Consider the following 18,666-nt stretch of genomic DNA (forward strand, 5'->3'; position numbering starts at 1 on the left):
CCGTTGGACTGCGCAGCAGGCCCTCTTGTATGGATCAAGACGGGGCCGCTTCGCGACCCAACGGGGATAAATCCCCTCGCCGCAGGTCGAGGGGTGCAGGTTCTTCACCGCAGCTTTCAGAGCTTCCAGTCGAGACTCAGCGTGACCGTGCGCGGGTCGCCCCAGTACACGCCGTTGTAGAAGCCGACGTTGTCGTAATATTTCTTGTCGAACAGGTTATCGACGTTCAGCGAGGCTGACAGATGCTTGTCGAACTCATAACGCGACATCAGTTTGACCACGGTGTAGGCCTCCTGATTGATCCGCGCACGTTCGGTGACGATCCGGCCATTCGCGCCGCGTCCGACCGGGCGATTGGCATCGCCGTAAATGTCACTCTGCCAATTCACCGCGCCACCCACGGTCAGGGCGTGCCAGTTACCCGGCAAGCGATACGCCGTGGACAATCGGAGCATGTTCAATGGCTGTCGGGTGTTGGTGCGTTCTTTTTCACCGTTGACCGAGTGGGTGTAGGTGTAACCGGCGGTCATGTTCCAGCCGTCGAGCACTTCGCCCGAAACCTCGGCTTCAAAGCCGTTGACCTTGTTGCCCTTGCCGCCCGATTTGTAGAACTGCTCGCCGGTCACAGGGTCCGGCAGTACCGAATTGTCCACTTCGGCGACGTTGTCCTGCTTGCTCCAGAACACTGCCGTGGCGACGTTCAGGCGTTCTTCAAGCAGGCTGCCCTTGAGGCCCAATTCATAGTTGCTGCCGACCACCGGGTCGATGTATTTGCGGCTGGCGTCACGGTTGCTTTGCGGTTTGAAAATGTCGGTGTAGCTGACGTAGGCGGTGTATTCGGGCGTCAGGTCGTAGAGCAGGCCGGCGTAAGGTGTCCACATGTCGTTGTGTTGCTGGCTGCTGTGGTCGACGCCGGTCTTTTGCAGGGCCTGGTCGTAGGTGTTGGTGGTGCTGGAGGCCTCCCAGCTGCCGTAACGGCCGCCGAGCACGGCGTGCAGTTCGTCGGTGAGGCTCAGGCGGGTGGCGAGGTAGCCGGCCTTCTGGCGTGTGCTGTCCTTGAAACCGGTCAGCCCGGTGACGGTGTCGGGGAATTTGCCGATACCGCCCATGTATTTCCAGTCACGCACGCTTGTGTAATCGTCCGCGCGCGGGCCATCAATGGCATACGGATCGTTAGAGGTGCGTTCGGCTTCGCCGTAGCCGAACATCAATTCGTGCTCGCGGCCCAGCAGGGAGTAGGGCCCCGACACATTGAGGTCGTAGGCCTTCATGGTCTGGTCGCCGACCATGTGCCCGATGGTGGCGGTCATGCCGCTGCGGTCTGGTTCCGGAAAACCGCTGCCGGCGTAGTAGATCTTGCCGTCACCGTCACTTTTGCGGTGAGTGTAGGCAGCCTTCAGATGCCAGCCTCCCGCCAGTTGCTGGTCCAGAGTGGCAAACGCAGTTTTGTCGCGCAGCGGCCATGAACTCCAGGAAGTCGCCATGTTGGTCGAGCGGCCGAGGTGCGCTTTGCTGCCATCCGCATTCCAGTAAGGCGTGGTTCCCCAGGAGGTGCCCTGGACCTGTTTGTCCTGATAGTCGTAACCGACCGCCAATATCGTGGATTCGGTCAGATCGGCTTCAAGAATGCCGTAACCGACTTCCCGTTGCTGCGCGTACTTGTCGCGAAACGACTGGCTGTCGCGGTAGGCCAATACCGTACGCCCACGCAGTCGCCCATCAAAGGCCAACGGCCCGCCGACATCGACGTAGCTGTAGTAATTGTCATAGCTGCCGCCACTGACACCTGCCAGGGCTTGCAGCTGTGCGGTCGGACGCTTGCGCACCATGTTGATGGTTGCTGACGGATCACCGGCACCCGTGGTCAGGCCGGTGGCGCCGCGTACCACTTCAATGCGGTCGTAGATAATCGTGTCGGCGTCGGACTTCATGTAGCTGAAGGTATTCAGCATCCCGTCGATCTGGAAATTGTTGATCGAGTAGCCGCGCGACGAATAGCTGACCCGGTCCGAGTCGTTGTGCTGGACGACGATGCCGGTGGTCTGGCGCATGGCTTCGGACAATGTACCGAGTTTGAAATCATCCATCTGCTGGCGCGTGACCACGGACACCGATTGCGGGGTTTCCTTGATCGACAGATTCATCCTGGTCGCGGTACTCATCGCGCCAGTGGTGTACGAATCGGTGTTTTCGGTGTTGGTGCCCAGGCCTTGGGCGGTGACGCTGGTGGACGCCAGCTCCAAAGCCGTGGCGGCTGACTCTGGCTGTTTTTCGGCATCGGTTTCTGCCAGCAGATCAGCACTCAATGCAGCGCTGCAAAAGCCAAGAGTGAGGGTCATGGAACGGGTGATAGGCGCGAACATCGCAGCCGACTCCTTGTCGTCGAGGGAAAAATCCATTGATTCAGAGACGAGAAGGAGCCGCGCGATTTAGTAACAAACGAGAAATATTATTATTTGTGGAAGTTTCAAGGCATGAAAAAGGGGCCTTTCGGCCCCTTGTCGGTTTTACTTTTGCGCGACCCCGGGGGCCGGTGTTGCGGGTGTTTCCGCTTTCTTCGGCTTCATCAGGCTGAAGTCGATCAGGGCGCGTTGTTCGCGTTCATACGGGTTGCCGATCAGCAGTGGGCGAGCTTTGAAGCTGTCACTGACCACGCTTTTGCTGTGATCCAGTTCATCGAAGCTCAAACCCGCCAGATCCGCCCAGGTGTGGATCAGATGCGAGCTGCTGTAAGGTCGTTGCAGATCACCGGCAAGGTTCCAGTTATGGGTTTCACGCCATTTCGGCGAGGCCCAGGCCATGAACGGGATGGTGTACATCGGCGCGGTAGGCTTGTTCTCGTTACGACCCAGGGTGTTATGACCGACCGAGTCGAACACGTCTTCACCGTGGTCGGAGAGGTACAACAGGAAACCATTCGGATCGGATTTGGCGTAATCCTTGATCAGGCTGGAAACCACGAAATCGTTGTACAGCACCGCGTTGTCGTAGCTGTTGTAGGTCGGCACCTGGTCATCACGCACACCGGCCGGTACGCCGTCGCGATTCTGGAACTTGTCGAAAGTCGGCGGATAACGGTACTGGTAGCTCATGTGAGTACCGAGCAGATGCACGACGATCAGTTTGCGTGGCGCCGGATCGGTCAGGGCCTTGTTGAACGGCTCGATCACGTCACCGTCGTACTGGGCGGCGTTCTGATTACGGTTGTTGTTCAGGTACACCTGTTCATCGGCCTGTTCGGAAAAGGTCGTGAGCATGGTGTTGCGCTTGGTCATGGTCTGCTGGTTGGTGATCCAGAAGGTCTTGTAACCTGCCTGTTTCATCATGCTGACCAGCGACGGAGTGGACAGATACAGGTCCGGATTCTCTTCGTCGGCGAAAGTCAGTACCTGCTGCAGCGCTTCAATCGTGTAAGGACGCGGGGTGACGACATTGTCGAACACCGCCAGTTGATCCTTGAGCTTGTCGAGTTCCGGCGTGGTCTCTCGCGGATAACCGTAAAGGCTCATGCGTTGACGGTTGGTCGACTCACCGATGACCAGCACCAGAGTGGCAGGCTGATTGGCGCCGGCATCCTTGAGGTTGTGCAGCGGCGGAATCTTGCTCGCGCTGTGCAGCATGTCCTGCATATCGGCCAGAGTATCAACGTAACGGTGATAGGCCACGGCCATTTGCCAAGGCACCGCTGGCTCGATGCGGGTTTCAAACTTTTCGAAACCCTGAGCGAAGGAGCCCATGCGCATTGTTTGCTTGACCAGCGGATAACCAACCACAGCGATCACAATCGCCGTAGCCGCGACCCATGCGCGGCCACGAGGCATGTACACCGGGCGCAGGCGGGTCCACAGGAAGTAGGCGAACACGGTATGCGCGAGGAACGCCGGGATCATCCACCAGGCGAAATACTGGGTCATGTACTCGCCAGCTTCAGAAATGTTCGACTCGAACATGATGAAGATGACGCTCTGGGAAAATTCCTGCTGATAGATGAAGAAGTAACCCAGGCTGGCCATCGAGCAGGCCCACAGCACCACGCCGATTATTGCGGCCAGCAACTTGGTGCGCTTGGGGAACAGCAACATCGGCGCGAGCCACAGCGCGCTCATGAAGAACGCCTGACGGAATCCACTGAAACCGGAGGTGCCGGTCAGCTGGATCAGCAGTTGAGTGATACCGGAGAAATACCAGAAGAAGACGAACAGCCAAATCAGACCGGCCCAGTCGAAACCTGCCGCAGTCGATTTGCTGCGTTTGAACAATGCCATTCAGCACTCCAGCTATTACAAGACAAACCCGCCGGAACGCTTCTTGAAACCAGAGCATGAAGCCGACGAACGAAAGCCGTACGCAAAGGTACGGCCAGAATGGGGTCGAAGTATCCGCAAGCGAATGTGAAAAATTTGTTAATTGAGCTGAGCGGGCAGGGAGGGATCATGTCGGGAACAGGCAGTGCTGTTCCCGAATCAGGCGAGGGTCAGGCGTGCGGGTGACGCTGGACGACCGGCAGCGGCTTGGGCTGCTCGCCGTGCATCATCAGGCGCAGTTGGGCGAGTTCTTGCTTCAACTGGTCACGCTCGTCTTTCAACTGGCGCAATTCATCGCGACGGATCGTGACGTACAAAGTCTGTGGAGGCATTGCTGTGTGTACTGTGCCCATTGCTCACCTCGCAAATGGCGTGCATCAACTGTAAGTCGCCCCCGATTTGGGGTGCTGACTTACTATCGGCGCCAATTTTGATTTCTTTTGTCCGTGAATGGAACTTTTTTATTTTTCATGGTCGGTGTGTCTTCGGCACGATTCCCGACGTTATCAGTCTGGATCGGGCACAATGCCCGGAAACTTCATCGCAACGCTCTGGACTAACCTCCATTAGTCGCGTTGGGCTATAACCATTGACACACATTTATTTGTAGTAAGGAGCATCAGCACATGCAACTCGGGATTATTGGACTGGGCCGCATGGGCGGCAATATTGCACGGCGTCTGATGCTCAACGGTCACAGCACCGTTGTTTTCGACCGCAATACCGCCTTTGTCGACACCCTGGCCGCCGAGGGCTCTACAGGCGTTTCCGATCTGCCGGCACTGGTTGCCGGTCTGGCCAAACCGCGTGCGGTCTGGGTCATGCTGCCGGCCGGCGCGCCGACCGAAGACACCATCGAAACCCTGAGCAATCTGCTTGAAGCCGGTGACACCATCATCGACGGCGGCAACACCAACTATAAGGACGATATTCGCCGGGCGAAAACCCTGGCTGAGAAGGGCCTGCATTACATTGACGTCGGTACTTCCGGCGGCGTCTGGGGCCTGGAGCGCGGCTACTGCATGATGATCGGCGGCGATGCCGAAACCGTCAGCCGTCTCGATCCGCTGTTCGCTGCACTGGCGCCGGGTATGGGCGACATTCCGCGTACCAAGGATCGCAAGTCCGACGACCATCGCGCCGAGCATGGCTACATTCATGCCGGTCCTGCCGGTGCCGGGCACTTTGTGAAGATGATTCACAACGGCATCGAGTACGGGATGATGGCGGCCTTCGCCGAAGGTTTCGACATCCTCAAGACCAAGTCCAGCGAGCGTCTGCCGGAAGATCAGCGTTTTGATCTGAACGTTGCCGACATCGCCGAAGTCTGGCGTCGCGGCAGTGTGGTTTCGTCGTGGTTGCTCGACCTGACCGCCGATGCATTGGCCAGCGATCCGAAACTCGACGGTTTCTCCGGTTCGGTGGCGGACAGCGGCGAAGGTCAATGGACCATCGAAGCGGCCATGGAGCAAGCAGTGCCGGTGCCGGTGCTGTCGAACTCGCTGTTCTCTCGCTACCGTTCGCGCGGCCAGGGCACGTTTGGCGACAAGATTCTTTCGGCCCAGCGCTTCGGCTTCGGCGGCCATGTGGAGACTCCGAAAAAATGACCCATACGATTCGCAGGAAATCCAAGGCAGAACCCGCACCACCGACCACGCTGTTTCTGTTCGGTGCTCACGGTGACCTGGTCAAGCGTTTGCTGATGCCGGCGCTGTACAACCTGAGTCGCGACGGCCTGCTTGACGATGGCCTGCGGATCATCGGCGTTGACCACAACGCCATTACCGATGAAGCCTTCGCGCAGAAGCTCGAAGATTTCATCCGTACCGAAGTCGCGGCGAAGGTCGGCAAGGGCGATCAGATGCTTGATCCGGCCTTGTGGGCCAAGCTCGCCAAGGGCATCAGCTACGTTCAGGGCGATTTCCTGGACGACAGCACTTATTCAGCGCTGGCGGCGAAAATCGCCGACAGCGGCACGGGCAATGCGGTGTTCTATCTGGCCACCGCGCCACGGTTCTTCAGCGAAGTGGTGCGCCGTCTCGGCTCCGCCGGTTTGCTCGAAGAAACCCCGGAAGCGTTCAGAAGGGTGGTGATCGAGAAGCCGTTCGGCTCCGACCTGCATACCGCCGAGGCGTTGAACGCCTGTCTGCTCAAAGTGATGAGCGAGAAGCAGATCTATCGGATCGACCATTACCTGGGCAAGGAAACCGTACAGAACATTCTGGTCAGCCGGTTCTCCAACAGCCTGTTCGAAGCGTTCTGGAACAATCATTACATCGACCACGTACAAATCACCGCCGCCGAAACCGTCGGCGTTGAAACCCGTGGCAGTTTTTACGAACACACCGGTGCATTGCGCGACATGGTGCCCAATCACCTGTTCCAGTTGCTGGCGATGGTCGCGATGGAACCGCCGGCCGCGTTCGGCGCCGATGCAGTGCGGGGCGAGAAGGCCAAAGTAGTCGGCGCGATTCGCCCATGGACCACCGAAGAGGCGCGAGCCAATTCGGTTCGCGGCCAATACAGTGCCGGTGAAGTCGATGGCAAGCCGCTGACGGGTTACCGCGAGGAACCCAACGTCGCGCCTGACAGCAGTACCGAAACCTACGTCGCGCTCAAAGTCATGATCGATAACTGGCGCTGGGTCGGCGTGCCGTTCTATCTGCGCACCGGCAAACGCATGAGCGTACGCGACACCGAGATCGTCATCTGCTTCAAGCCGGCGCCGTATGCGCAGTTCCGCGATACCGAGGTCGATGAGTTGCAGCCGACCTATCTGCGTATCCAGATCCAGCCCAACGAAGGCATGTGGTTCGACCTGCTGGCCAAGCGTCCCGGGCCGGCGCTGAACATGGCCAACATCGAGCTGGGGTTTGCCTACAAGGACTTCTTCGAGATGCAGCCGTCCACCGGCTACGAAACCCTGATCTACGACTGCCTGACAGGCGATCAGACGCTGTTCCAGCGCGCCGACAACATCGAGAACGGCTGGCGCGCCGTGCAACCGTTCCTCGATGCCTGGCAGCAGGACGCGAGCGTGCAGAGCTATGCGGCCGGTGACGATGGCCCACAAGCGGCTGAAGACCTGCTGACTCGCGATGGTCGCGTCTGGCATGGTCTGGGATGAGTAACTTGCCGAAGCAACCCATCCGTTTTCTGCTCAGTGACATGGACGGTACGCTGCTGCTGCCCGATCACAGCCTGAGCCAGCGCACCATTGACGCGGTTCGTGCATTGCGCGAGGCGGGGGTGTTTTTCAGCCTGGCCACCGGGCGACCGCCCAAAGCCATGCTGCAACAGATCGAAGCCTTGGGCGTTGATTTGCCGACGGCAGCGTTCAATGGCGGGACCATCGTCAAACCTGATGGCACGCTGCTGGTCGCGCACTATTTGCCGGTCGCGGCGGCATTGACCGCGTTGGCGCTGTTCGTTGATCAACCGGACGTTGAAATCTGGGTGTTCAGTGGTGGTGACTGGCTGCTGAAGGACCCGCACGGGCCGATGGTCCCGCGTGAACAGCACGGGCTCGGTTATCCGCCGGTGGTGGTTGAGAGCTTCGAGCCGTATCTGGAACGGATCGACAAGATCGTCGCTACCAGCAACAACACCGAGTTGCTGATCGAGCTGGAGGCGCAGTTGCTGCCGAAGGTCAACGGTCTGGCGCAGGTGTCGCGTTCGCAACCGGTGTATCTCGACGTCACGGCGCTGGAGGCCAACAAGGGCGCAGCGCTGGCGACAATCGCCGAATACCTGGGCGTGCCGCTGGAACAGACGGCGGCGATTGGTGACGGCGGCAACGATCCGGCGATGTTTCATTGCGCGGGTTTTTCGATTGCCATGGGCCAGGCGGAGGATTCAGTGCAGCGTCAGGCCGACGTGGTCACCGGGCCAAACACCGAAGACGGTGTGGCCCAAGCGATCGAGAAGTACATCCTGCGTCACTAACGCACCACAAAACAAATGTGGGAGTTAGCCTGCTAGCGATTGCGGTGTGTCATTCGACAGATAGCTTGTCTGACACGCCCTCATCGCTAGCAGGCTAGCTCCCACAATTTTATCCAGTGCAGTTACAGCCAGTAACTCACTGCATACCAGCCCAACAAGCCCATCACCACGGTGTACGGCACCGCCATCCACACCATCCGCCCGTACGACAAACGCACCAGCGGCGCAATCGCCGACGTCAGCAGGAACAGGAAAGCAGCCTGACCATTCGGCGTGGCGACGCTCGGCAGGTTGGTGCCGGTGTTGATCGCAATCGCCAGCGTTTCGAAGTGCTCACGGCTCATGTGGCCGTTGAGGAACGCCTGTTTAACTTCGGTGATGTAGATCGTCGCGACAAACACGTTGTCGCTGATCGCCGAAAGCAAACCGTTGGCAATAAACAGCATGCCCGGTTGCTGATCTGGCGGCAGCGCCAGCACCCATTGAATCAATGGCACAAACAGCTGTTGATCGTGAATCACCGCAACCACCGCAAAAAACACCACCAGCAACGCAGTGAATGGCATGGCGTCCTTGAACGCGCTGCCGAGGCGATGCTCGTCGGTGATCCCGGTAAACGCGGTGATCAACACGATCACCATCAGACCGATCAGGCCGACTTCAGCGATATGGAACGCCAGCCCGGCAATCAGGATCAGCGCAGCGGCGCCTTGTACCAGCAGGGCAGCACGTTGGCGCGGGGTGCGTTCGGCGTTGTCTTCTTCGGCGTAGTTGGCCAGAACGGCACGCACGTTGTCCGGCAACAGCGTGCCGTAACCGAACCAGCGCAGTTTCTCCAGCAGCACACAGGTCACCAGACCGGCGACCAGCACCGGCAGGGAAACCGGGGCGACTTTCAGGAAGAACTCAGCGAAGTGCCAGCCCATTTCGTGGCCGATCAACAGATTCTGCGGCTCGCCCACCAGCGTGCACACACCGCCGAGCGCTGTACCGACCGCGCCATGCATCAGCAGGCTGCGCAGAAAGGCGCGGAACTGTTCGAGGTCTTCATGGTGAAGGGTTGGCAGGTGTTGATCGTCGCTGAATTCGCTGTCCTGTCGCGGATCGTTGCCCGACGCGACTCGGTGATAAACCGAATAGAAGCCGACAGCAGCACTGATGATCACCGCCGTCACGGTCAGCGCATCTAGAAATGCCGACAAAAACGCCGACAGGAAACAAAACATCAACGCCAGAATTGCCTTGGAACGCACACCGAGCAACAGCCGCGAGAACAGAAACAGCAGCAGATCCTTCATGAAGTAGATGCCGGCCACCATGAACATCAGCAGCAGGATTACCGGGAAGTTGTGCAGCAGTTCGTCATAAAGCGCCTGCGGCGTGGTCATCTTCAGCAGCAGAGCTTCGATCAGCAGCAAGCCACCGGGCATCAGCGGGTAGCATTTGAGCGCCATGGCCAGGGTGAAGATGAACTCGATCACCAGCAGCCAGCCGGCCGCCACCGGACCGACCGTCCATAGCACCAGCGCATTGAGGATCAGGAACCCGACGATGCACGCCTTGTACCAGCGGGGCGAGTGCCCAAGAAAGTTGTGCGCGAACGCCTGGGCCATTGAGCCGGACATCGGCTGCTCCTTGTCTTAAAGAAGCGCGCAAGTTGCCGCAAGTCTCGGTCAAGTTCAAGTACAGCCGGTATTCTTGTTATTGATTCAGGTACCGCGCAACCATTGCCCGGTAGTTGCCATCGAGCGAATAACCGCCGACCAGAATTTCGCCTCCGGGCTGCACCGCGAGTGAGTTGGCGGTATCAAGGCTGCGTCCCAGACGCGTGCGCAACCAGCCCTGACCGTCGCCGAAGCTTGTATCGAGTGCGCCGTCGGCCAGATATCGAGCAACGATGAAGTCTGCTTCGACCCCGCCAATCGTCGCGCCGACCGCCAAGATTCGGCCGTCAGCCATGCGTTGGGCGGCGCTCCATTGGCAGCCGCTGGGGCCGATATCCAACAGCTGCGGATGACCATCGTTGCTGTGCAGTTCCGTTCGACCATTAAGGTGCAGGCTTAGCGACAGGCAGCGTATCGGGTCGCGGCTGCTGCCGAAACAATGCAGATGTTCCATGGATTCGATGACCTGACTGACCTGGGCGCTTTTGCCGTGCGCGGTGAACGCCATGAAACCGTCCAGCGCAAAGCGCTCGTCAAGACGTCCGTCCGGCAGATAACGCGCCACCAGCCCTTGCTGCGGGAAGTCGATGGAGCCGGCAACAATAATTCGCCCGTCATCCTGCAATAACAGGCTGCTGAGCCAGGTATTGAGCAGCAAATGACGGATCATCACGAAGCCGCGGCCGTTGAAAGTATTGTCGAGGCTACCGTCTGGGGTCAGGCGGATCAGCATGCCGGCATGGTCGGCCAATTCGAAGTGGTGGTTGGCGATCAGCAGGATGTGTCCGTCGGGCTGCACGGCGATATCGCAGGCTTCGGCGCCCGGAACCCCCGGCGGCAACCAGACATCGCGAGTGCCCATGGACAAGTCGCCCGGCAGGCGCACAACCAGCCGACCGTTGTCGCCAAATGACTGGTCGGGAAAACCGCGATCATCGAACATGGCGAGGGCGGGCAGGGTGCGGTGAGCATTTTCATAATGCAGGCCGGTCAGCAGGATTCTTCCGTCAGGCAACACCTGCACTTTGCCAGCCATGGCTTCGAAACCCCGAGCGAACTCGTCGATCACGCTGCCCTGATGACCGAAACCCAGATCAGCCGAGCCGTCAGCCAGCAGACGGGCTAGTCCGAAACGGCTGCCTTCGGCGGTGCCGACTTTGGCGGCGACCAATACGCGTCCTTGCGGGTCCAGGGCAACACCCTGAGTCATGCTGGACACACTGCCGGCGAAATACACCTGGGCAACGCCGGTATTGGCAAATCGTTTGTCTAGTTGCCCGGCGTTATTCGCTAGCGTCGGGAGTGCGTAGGCGTTCTGGGTGGACATGCATGCCTCTCCTTGCAAGTTGGCCCGACCCGGGAACCGAGTGAGTAACTGCATGAGCGGAACATTCAACGCCTGAATACACCGAACTACAACTGACATAACTAACAGGTGGAGGGTCAGACTGTGCCAGAACAGTGTCTTTTTGAACCAATCGCAAGCCTGCCAAGCAATCAGGCCGAAAATGGCGGGGGGAAGTTATACAACAGTGCGTAAGTTGAAAAAGACTTTGGCAACTTATAAAAAAAGCGGATGACTGAAAAGTCATCCGCTTTACGCTTCGATCAATGTGGCATCGACCACGATTGCAGTTGGTGGCCTTCTTTGCTCAGTTCGGCGCGTGCTTGCTGCAACAGCAGTTCAAGTTGCGCTGGATCGGAATAGGCGCTGCTCGGAATTTTTGTACGTCCGATATGCGAGTTGGTACGGTCGATGACGCTCAGGTTCAGTTCGCCATTGCCGTCTTGTGGGGCCCAGGCTACGCATTGGAACGGTTCAAATGCGTGGTTGGCAATCATAAGAGCTTCGTTGATACGGAGCGGGGCGGTCATGGGGTCTTCTCTCTGTAGTGCCCAATCAAGTGATATGCCGTCGGTTGGGCTTACCGTTCGGCTGGATACTTGTACTGATGCACGCAACCCGGCATCGGGTCACACTCAGGCGAAAGAAATTTCAACTTTCTTTCATATACTCAGTTTTCCGACAGTTTTTGAAAGCTGGATGAAAGATTCAAGTCGATAGCTAACTAACAAAGAAGCTACTTATAACTCAATAGCTTGTACACCTATAAGCAAACGATACAAGGCACTGTCAAAATCTTGCTAATGTTACAGCCAGGTGAGCCAAATGACTGTTTTTACACTCATTTCCTTAAATTTGGCGCCAAGGAACAGTCATGAGCGAAGCGCCTGCGTTACGACGTTTATTGGTGGTCGATCCCTGCGACGACTGTCACCGCCTATTGCCCGGATTACGCGCGGTAGGCTGGGATGTCGACAGTTGTACTCTGGAAAATGCTGCCGACCGCAGTTGTGATGTCGGCTTGTTGCGATTACAGCCTTTTCACCTCGAACGTCCCGAAGCGGTCAAGGAACTGATCAGCCGCAGCGGCACCGAATGGATCGCCGTGCTGAATCAGGAAGTCCTGCGGTTACAGAACGTCGGCGACTTTGTTTGCGAGTGGTTTTTCGATTTCCACACCTTGCCGTTTGATGTCTCGCGGGTGCAAGTAACCCTTGGCCGTGCGTTCGGTATGGCGCGTTTGCGCGGGCAGGGCACGATTCACGTTGATCAGCCAGAGCATGAGTTGCTCGGTGACAGCAAACCGATCCGCGAACTGCGCAAGTTATTGAGTAAATTGGCGCCGACCGAATCCCCGGTGTTGATCCGTGGCGAAAGCGGTACCGGCAAAGAACTGGTCGCGCGCACGTTGCACCGGCAATCCCAGCGTCACAGCAAACCGTTCGTGGCAATCAATTGCGGGGCGATTCCCGAACATCTGATTCAGTCAGAGTTATTCGGCCACGAAAAGGGCGCATTCACCGGCGCGCATCAGCGCAAGGTCGGGCGTATCGAGGCGGCCAACGGTGGCACGCTTTTTCTCGATGAAATAGGTGATCTGCCGCTGGAACTGCAGGCCAATCTGCTGCGCTTTCTTCAGGAAAAGCACATCGAACGCGTGGGCGGCAGTCAGCCGATTCCGGTCGATGTGCGAGTGCTGGCGGCAACCCACGTCGATCTTGAAGCGGCCATCGAGAAGAAACGTTTTCGTGAAGACCTGTATTACCGGCTGAATGTCTTGCAGGTGGTCACCGCGCCATTGCGTGAACGGCATGGCGATCTATCGATGCTGGCCAACCATTTCTCGCATTTCTACAGCCATGAAACCGGGCGCAGACCGCGCAGCTTCAGTGAAGATGCCCTGATTGCCATGGGTAAACATGACTGGCCCGGCAATGTTCGCGAACTGGCGAACCGTGTGCGTCGGGGGCTGGTGCTGGCCGAAGGTCGGCAGATCGAGGCACGGGATCTCGGGCTGATCAGCCAGCATTCAATCGCGACCCCGATGGGCACTCTTGAAGACTACAAGACTCGTGCCGAACGCCAGGCACTGTGTGATGTGTTGAATCGGCACAGTGACAACCTCAGTATTGCGGCGAAAGTGCTTGGAGTTTCGCGGCCGACGTTTTACCGGTTACTGCATAAACATCAAATCCGCTGAAAGCAAAAGATCGCAGCCTTCGGCAGCTCCTACAGGGTGTATACAAACCCGATGCAGGAGCTGCCGAAGGCTGTGATCTATTGATCTGCCTTTTAGAAGTAGTACGGGAATTTCAGACTGAAGGAAAAGTCCGGTGCGTCATCGGTCATGCCGATGGACAGGTTGGGCACGATGGTCAGGTTATCAGTAGCCGCAATGGTCATACCGACGTTGAAGTAACCGGCGTTGGCATCGCTGGAAACCACCGACTGCCAATCACCGCCATCCTGTTTCAACTTGCTCTTGCGCTGCACCAGGTCAGACACCGAGAACGACATACTCATCTTCTCGTTCAGTGCAAAAGCGATACCAGCGCCAATCTGGAAGCTGTCGCCGATCTGTACCTTGCCCGGGGTTTTCTGGTTGACCGTGGAACTGATGTCGTCAAACGACTCTTCCAGGTTGTGGGTGTAGGACAGACTGCCGAACAGTACGGCCGGGTCAAACGTCTTGACCAGCGATATACCCGGGGTAACGGACCAGACACCGTTGCCGGTCGGCAGGGTATCAGGCACGAACAGGTTGGAGTTGGCATCGGTCTGGCGCAGTTTGATACCGAACGGGTCCTTGCCGGTCGGTGCCTTGACGCGCAAGGTAACCACGGCGTCCGGGGTATTGGCCGACTCGTCGAGGAACTTGTAGGCGATACCGAAGTTGACGTCGCCGATGGTCGGGTCGCGTGACACGTCCTGTTCGGTGGTGACATTGGAGGCGCCGCCGTTGCCGCCGCCGGACTGATACGTCGAATCACGGTAGACCACAGGCACGTTCAGATCGAACTGCCAGCGGTTGTCGAAGTTGTAGCGGCCGGTGAGGTCGAGTGTCCAGGTGTCAGCCTTGATCCGGTCAAGGTTGATGTTGCCGAGGAAAATCGAGTCCAGCGCCAGGAACCCGTTGAGGATCAGCTGGCGGGTGTCATATCGCGAGTAGGTAATGCCGGTTTCCAGGCTGAACTTGCCGCCGCCAAAGAAGCCGCTGGCCTCGTCGTACAGGTTGGACACGCTCTGCGCCGGTTGCGAATCGTCGGCCAGCGACTGACCGTAAGAGGCGCCACTTCCCCCGGCTGCGCCCCCCGACGCTGCTGCGGCCCCGGTCCCTGTGGCCACTTTTGGATTGCCCTTCAAGTCGGCTGGCGATTTTGCCAGACGTTTTGGTTGAGGAGCGGCTGGCTGATCTTCAACCTGACGGACTCGTTGCTCGAGAACCGCCAGGGCTTTTTGTTGTACTTCGTATCGCTGCTTAAGCTCCAATAGTTCCTGTTTCAGGGTCTCTACATCAGCGTCAGGTGCTGCTTGGAGCATTGCCGCCGGTAGAAGAGTGCTCAAACATAAAGCTGCGCGCAGTGGTACTGATCGATACATGAATAAGCCGTCCCTTTAAGCCCAATGATCGAGACTCAGCGTAGTTCAATATCCGATATTGCGTAGTGCCCTGAGTTGACTCAGGTTGCAGTCCAGTGCGCCGGCGCTAATGCCGTTATTGTTCAGTACGACGTTGAGTTGAGTCATGTTGTTGACCACGTTGGCGCTGCCCAGCAGACGGGTGTTTTGCAGCAATCCGCCTTGAGCGACCTGTTGCAGGGCGGTACCTTGATTTCCGGACGCCTGAATGGCCATTTGCACGCCACCGTTGGTGGCCGAAACTGCGACACTGCCGGCGGCGTTGCTGCCACCGATGGTTTGCCCTGCCATCAGGGCCTGGCCTTGTGCGGGTATCAGGGCCGGGGCCTGGTTAGCCTCAGAGACGTTGATTGCGACATTGTTGTATGCCGTGTTTGTATCACCGGCGGCACGTACGCTTTGCGTCACGCCCTGGCTGCTATTGAGTCCGGCTCCACCGGTAACCGTGCCAGTCCCTGTTTGCAGGGGATTGCCATTGCCAGTTTCCTTGATGGTCGAGACATAGAATTCAGGTTTGATGGTTGAAGCCTGTAGCTGCATCGAGGTCGCAGCCCCGATCAAATCACCGCTGGCGTTGCGCCAGGTACTGCTCATGACAATGCCGAAGCTGATAATCCGCCCCGGCATCACATACCGACCACGCAGCTGGGAAAGCTCCTGGTCCTGTACTTCAATAGGTTTGAATCCTGCATTGGCATAGCCTGACGCGCTCGCTGCCAGGCAGGCGGCGGCCAGCCAGTATGAGGTTTTCATCTGCTGCTCCCGGGACATCCAGTCCCATTCTTTATAATCGGCGATTAAAAGAAGTCGCTCTGTATGAACCCGAAGTCCATCAATTCGGCATCTCTGACAGGGTTGAAGTTATCCAGCTTGTTCTTCGCGGTCAGCGGTGTCGGTGGACTGCGCAATGCATTGGTTTTGTCATAACCGGGGCCGACGATGGCGAAGACGATACCGTTCCAACCTTTGACAAAGTCATCATGGGTATAGCGTTTGTGGCCTAAAACCGGGTCTCCGATGTAAACCCAATTCTTGTCCGAACGCTGTAGCACCACGAAATGCTTGTAGCCGCGAATTTCCATCAGTACCACCACCGGAATCGTTACAGCATCCAGTTTATCCGGCGGGATTTTGTAGCCCCTGGCGCGCATGCCGATGCTTTCGATATAGCGCTTCATGTCCAGCATGGAAAAACCTTGAGTGCGAACAAGGTCCTGGTCAGCATTGACCAGCATGCCTTTGATGATGTGCTCCTCATCGACGTCGAGCCAATAACCCTGGCGTAACACCGTGGCCAGTGCAGCGGCGCCGCAACTGAAATCGGTTTTCTGTTCGACGATGTCGGAAAACTTGCGCTCACGAATGCTTTGCACGTTCTTGTAGATGAGCGTGCCACCCGGCAGGGCAGCGACGGGCATCTGCGCAGCCTGGGTCAGGCCGGACAGGCAAAGCAGGGCAATAAGGGCAGTCTTACGCATGATCGATACGCCTTTGCGGACTGAGGAAAAAGCCCCGTTTCCGGGGCTTTCGTTTCGATCGCGATTACATGCAGGCTTTGCAACCTGCGGCGATGGACAGCGAGTTGCTTTGTTGGTTACCAACACCAGCAGCGTTGTTGTAACCAGCGTTGCCGGAGAAGTTGTTACCAACGTTAGAGATATTGGCGTTGTTGGTCACAGGGTTTTTCCAGCCATCTGGGGTCAGCACTTGTTGAGTGGTCACGCCAGCCAGACCAAAGACACCCACGGCAACGAAGTCAGACTTGGTGTCCTGGCTACCGCCACTGCCGCCATGACCTTTGTCGTCGTTACCATAACCGCCACCGCTGTGATGATCGTCACCTTTGGTGGTTGCGGTGCCGGCTGCGCCGAACACGCCGACGGCGGCAACTGTGCCAGTAAGAGTGTCTTTCTTGAAGGTCTGAGTGCCGTTGTTGCCAACGATCAGGCCCGAAGAGCTTTGGTTGGCAGCAGCGGCAGCCTGAGCCACACGACCACCAGACACAGCGATTGCCAGGTTGTTTTTCTGTTGGTTGAAGTTGCCGGCACTGTTGTTCACGCCGATGTTGCCGGAACCGCCGTTACCGACGTTGTTCAGACTGGCATTGGCAGTGCTGGAGTAGTTGGCAACGGTGTTGCCGCCGTTGACCTGGGTAGCGCTGGAAGCGGAGACCGCGGAGCCGAAGATAAAGCTTTCGTCAGCAGTAGCCAGAGCTGCAGCGTTGTCTTGTTGGTTACCGTCGCCAGCGGTGTTGTTCATACCGACGTTGCCGTTGGTACCGTTGGCCGAACCGCTGATGTTGGCGTTGTTTTGGGTGCCCTGGTTCAGCACGGCATTGCCGCCGCTGCTTTGCACGTCGAGGACTGCGGCACCGGCACCTGCGCCGATTTGCAGCAGTTCTTCCAGGGTAGGGCCTTTTGGTGGAGGAGGCTGATGACCATGACCGCCGTTGTTACCATGATCGTTGCCGCCTGCTTGAGCTGCCATTGCCATAACTGCTGCAAGAGCGAAAACCAGTGGTTTCAGAGCCATTGTAGTTTTCATGGTGTTTCTCCGTGCTTATTAGTTGGTTAAGTGTTGGTACTTTCTAATTGCACTGCTTTTTATTTGGGTCAGTCTGCGACCCGGATGCTCAGGGTGTTGGCCATTCGGTTCCCCACCCCGGCACTCTGGTTCACCTGGATTACCCCGCGGCTGCCGGTGAAGGCCTGATCACTTGTGGTGACCTGGCGACTGCCGGGTGAGGTACCAGTTGCTCCTGAGCTCGGTAAAAGCGCCACGTTCTGTTGCGACAGGGCGCTATCGTCAACGCTTTGCGGTGCACCACTGATGCTGATGCGCATGGCGTTGGCCATTTGGTTGTTGGCGCCGGAACCCTGGTTCACGCCCAGGACGCCGTTGCCGTTACTGAAAGAGGTGCCACCGATGGTCGAACTGGCATTGATGTTTCGATCGGCGGGTGTGTTGATCTTTTGCTGGATGATGGTGGTGGCGCTGGCCGATGTTCCGATGGCAATGGCGCGGGTGTTGGTCTGTTGCTGTTGATCGCCGGCAGCCTGGTTGATGTTCAGGTTGCCGTTGTATTGCACGCCGCTGTTCTGAATATTGGCGTTGTCCAGAGCGCTCGGGTCAGCCATGGCGCTGGAGCAGCCGAGGAGTGCGAGCAGGATCAGTGTGCGATTCATCTTATTGACCTCCAGCCATGCGGGTCAGTGGCGCAAGGCCGGTGCTCAGCGAGCGATTGATGGTGTTGGAAATCGTGCCGCCACCGCCGCCGCCATGGCCGGAACTCATGCCGGGCAGGCCGTTGGGGTTGGTCAGGACGTTCATGCCGGGCAAGGTCGCGCTGGGTGTCGTGACGAGGCCGCTGATGCTGGCGCCACTGGCTACACTGGCAAAGTCACCGTCATTAAGTTCGGTGCTGGTCATCGCTTGATTGATGCGCGCCGAAGGGTTGGCGTTGACGGTCGTCGGGTAGGGGTCTTTGCCACCGCTGCGGCCGATAGGGATTGGCTGAACATCGCGGTTGAGCACAATCACGCCATTGCCATCAGCTTGAACGTTGAAACTGATGAGTGTGCTGGCTGCTGATCCGATCAGCAGAAGGCAGGTCAGGCCTTTATTGAAGTTCCCCACGGCGGCAATTCCTTCTTCAGTGGGCTGGCTCTTGTCAGCGTTGGGAAGGAGAGAGCGAAAGCTGTGCCGCTTTTGAATTGTTTTACGAATTCAACGAGTTAACGATGGCGGGTGCAAACTTGAAACAGAACCT

At 57.8% G+C, this 18,666-nt stretch carries 16 protein-coding genes; 4 read left to right on the plus strand and 12 right to left on the minus strand.

Features of this window, described 5'->3' with window-relative positions; translation table 11 throughout:
• Positions 1-116: 116 nt before the first annotated feature.
• From ACIOZM_RS07400 to ACIOZM_RS07410, 3 genes are all read right to left on the minus strand, one after another.
• Positions 117-2,363 carry a TonB-dependent siderophore receptor gene (locus ACIOZM_RS07400; RefSeq protein ID WP_401211341.1) on the minus strand — a complete coding sequence of 749 codons (2,247 nt, stop codon included), beginning with the start codon at positions 2,361-2,363 and terminating at the stop codon, positions 117-119.
• A 144-nt stretch (positions 2,364-2,507) separates the two neighbouring features.
• Positions 2,508-4,265: a phosphoethanolamine transferase CptA gene (locus ACIOZM_RS07405; protein WP_401211343.1), complete on the minus strand. Its 1,758-nt coding sequence runs from the start codon at positions 4,263-4,265 to the stop codon at positions 2,508-2,510.
• A gap of 209 nt (positions 4,266-4,474) precedes the next feature.
• Positions 4,475-4,657 carry a DUF6026 family protein gene (locus tag ACIOZM_RS07410; protein ID WP_401211346.1) on the minus strand — a complete coding sequence of 61 codons (183 nt, stop codon included), beginning with the start codon at positions 4,655-4,657 and terminating at the stop codon, positions 4,475-4,477.
• 273 nt (positions 4,658-4,930) lie between these two features.
• Here ACIOZM_RS07410 and gnd point away from each other — a divergent pair, with 273 nt between their 5' ends.
• The 3 genes from gnd to ACIOZM_RS07425 are packed head-to-tail and all read left to right on the plus strand — an operon-like array spanning position 4,931 to position 8,249.
• Positions 4,931-5,911: a phosphogluconate dehydrogenase (NAD(+)-dependent, decarboxylating) gene (gnd, locus tag ACIOZM_RS07415; protein WP_401211349.1), complete on the plus strand. Its 981-nt coding sequence runs from the start codon at positions 4,931-4,933 to the stop codon at positions 5,909-5,911.
• The gene (gene zwf, locus ACIOZM_RS07420; protein WP_401211351.1) at positions 5,908-7,431 is read left to right on the plus strand and encodes a glucose-6-phosphate dehydrogenase; all 1,524 of its coding nucleotides are present in this window, start codon (positions 5,908-5,910) and stop codon (positions 7,429-7,431) included. The genes gnd and zwf overlap by 4 nt, the downstream gene beginning before the upstream one ends.
• Positions 7,428-8,249: an HAD family hydrolase gene (locus ACIOZM_RS07425; protein ID WP_401211354.1), complete on the plus strand. Its 822-nt coding sequence runs from the start codon at positions 7,428-7,430 to the stop codon at positions 8,247-8,249. Before zwf ends, ACIOZM_RS07425 begins: the two co-directional genes overlap by 4 nt.
• Positions 8,250-8,371: 122 nt before the next feature.
• On the opposite strand, the gene nhaB is transcribed toward ACIOZM_RS07425, so the two are convergent.
• The 3 genes from nhaB to ACIOZM_RS07440 all read right to left on the minus strand — a co-directional run bounded on the left by nhaB (position 8,372) and on the right by ACIOZM_RS07440 (position 11,788).
• Entirely contained in the window at positions 8,372-9,874 is a 1,503-nt protein-coding gene (gene nhaB, locus ACIOZM_RS07430) for a sodium/proton antiporter NhaB (RefSeq protein ID WP_401211356.1), read from the minus strand.
• A gap of 76 nt (positions 9,875-9,950) precedes the next feature.
• Positions 9,951-11,240 carry a hypothetical protein gene (locus tag ACIOZM_RS07435; protein ID WP_401211359.1) on the minus strand — a complete coding sequence of 430 codons (1,290 nt, stop codon included), beginning with the start codon at positions 11,238-11,240 and terminating at the stop codon, positions 9,951-9,953.
• A 281-nt stretch (positions 11,241-11,521) separates the two neighbouring features.
• Positions 11,522-11,788, minus strand: a complete 267-nt coding sequence (locus ACIOZM_RS07440; RefSeq protein WP_401211362.1) for a hypothetical protein — start codon at positions 11,786-11,788, stop codon at positions 11,522-11,524.
• 344 nt (positions 11,789-12,132) lie between these two features.
• Here ACIOZM_RS07440 and ACIOZM_RS07445 point away from each other — a divergent pair, with 344 nt between their 5' ends.
• Complete coding sequence (locus ACIOZM_RS07445) at positions 12,133-13,458, plus strand: sigma 54-interacting transcriptional regulator (RefSeq protein WP_401211366.1); 1,326 nt, start codon at positions 12,133-12,135, stop codon at positions 13,456-13,458.
• 92 nt (positions 13,459-13,550) lie between these two features.
• On the opposite strand, the gene ACIOZM_RS07450 is transcribed toward ACIOZM_RS07445, so the two are convergent.
• The 6 genes from ACIOZM_RS07450 to ACIOZM_RS07475 form a co-directional block, all read right to left on the minus strand.
• A complete protein-coding gene (locus ACIOZM_RS07450; RefSeq protein WP_401211369.1) occupies positions 13,551-14,858 on the minus strand; it encodes a hypothetical protein in 1,308 nt (435 codons plus the stop codon).
• Between the two features lie 45 nt (positions 14,859-14,903).
• Complete coding sequence (locus tag ACIOZM_RS07455) at positions 14,904-15,650, minus strand: hypothetical protein (RefSeq protein WP_401211425.1); 747 nt, start codon at positions 15,648-15,650, stop codon at positions 14,904-14,906.
• 44 nt (positions 15,651-15,694) lie between these two features.
• Positions 15,695-16,375, minus strand: a complete 681-nt coding sequence (locus tag ACIOZM_RS07460) for a C39 family peptidase (RefSeq protein WP_401211370.1) — start codon at positions 16,373-16,375, stop codon at positions 15,695-15,697.
• Between the two features lie 64 nt (positions 16,376-16,439).
• Entirely contained in the window at positions 16,440-17,441 is a 1,002-nt protein-coding gene (locus ACIOZM_RS07465) for a heme utilization protein (protein WP_401211372.1), read from the minus strand.
• Between the two features lie 68 nt (positions 17,442-17,509).
• The gene (locus ACIOZM_RS07470) at positions 17,510-18,082 is read right to left on the minus strand and encodes an adhesin (protein ID WP_401211375.1); all 573 of its coding nucleotides are present in this window, start codon (positions 18,080-18,082) and stop codon (positions 17,510-17,512) included.
• A gap of 1 nt (position 18,083) precedes the next feature.
• Complete coding sequence (locus tag ACIOZM_RS07475) at positions 18,084-18,533, minus strand: hypothetical protein (protein WP_401211378.1); 450 nt, start codon at positions 18,531-18,533, stop codon at positions 18,084-18,086.
• Positions 18,534-18,666: the final 133 nt, after the last annotated feature.

The organism is Pseudomonas sp. NPDC087346, assembly GCF_044744235.1.
Classification (GTDB): Bacteria; Pseudomonadota; Gammaproteobacteria; order Pseudomonadales; family Pseudomonadaceae; genus Aquipseudomonas.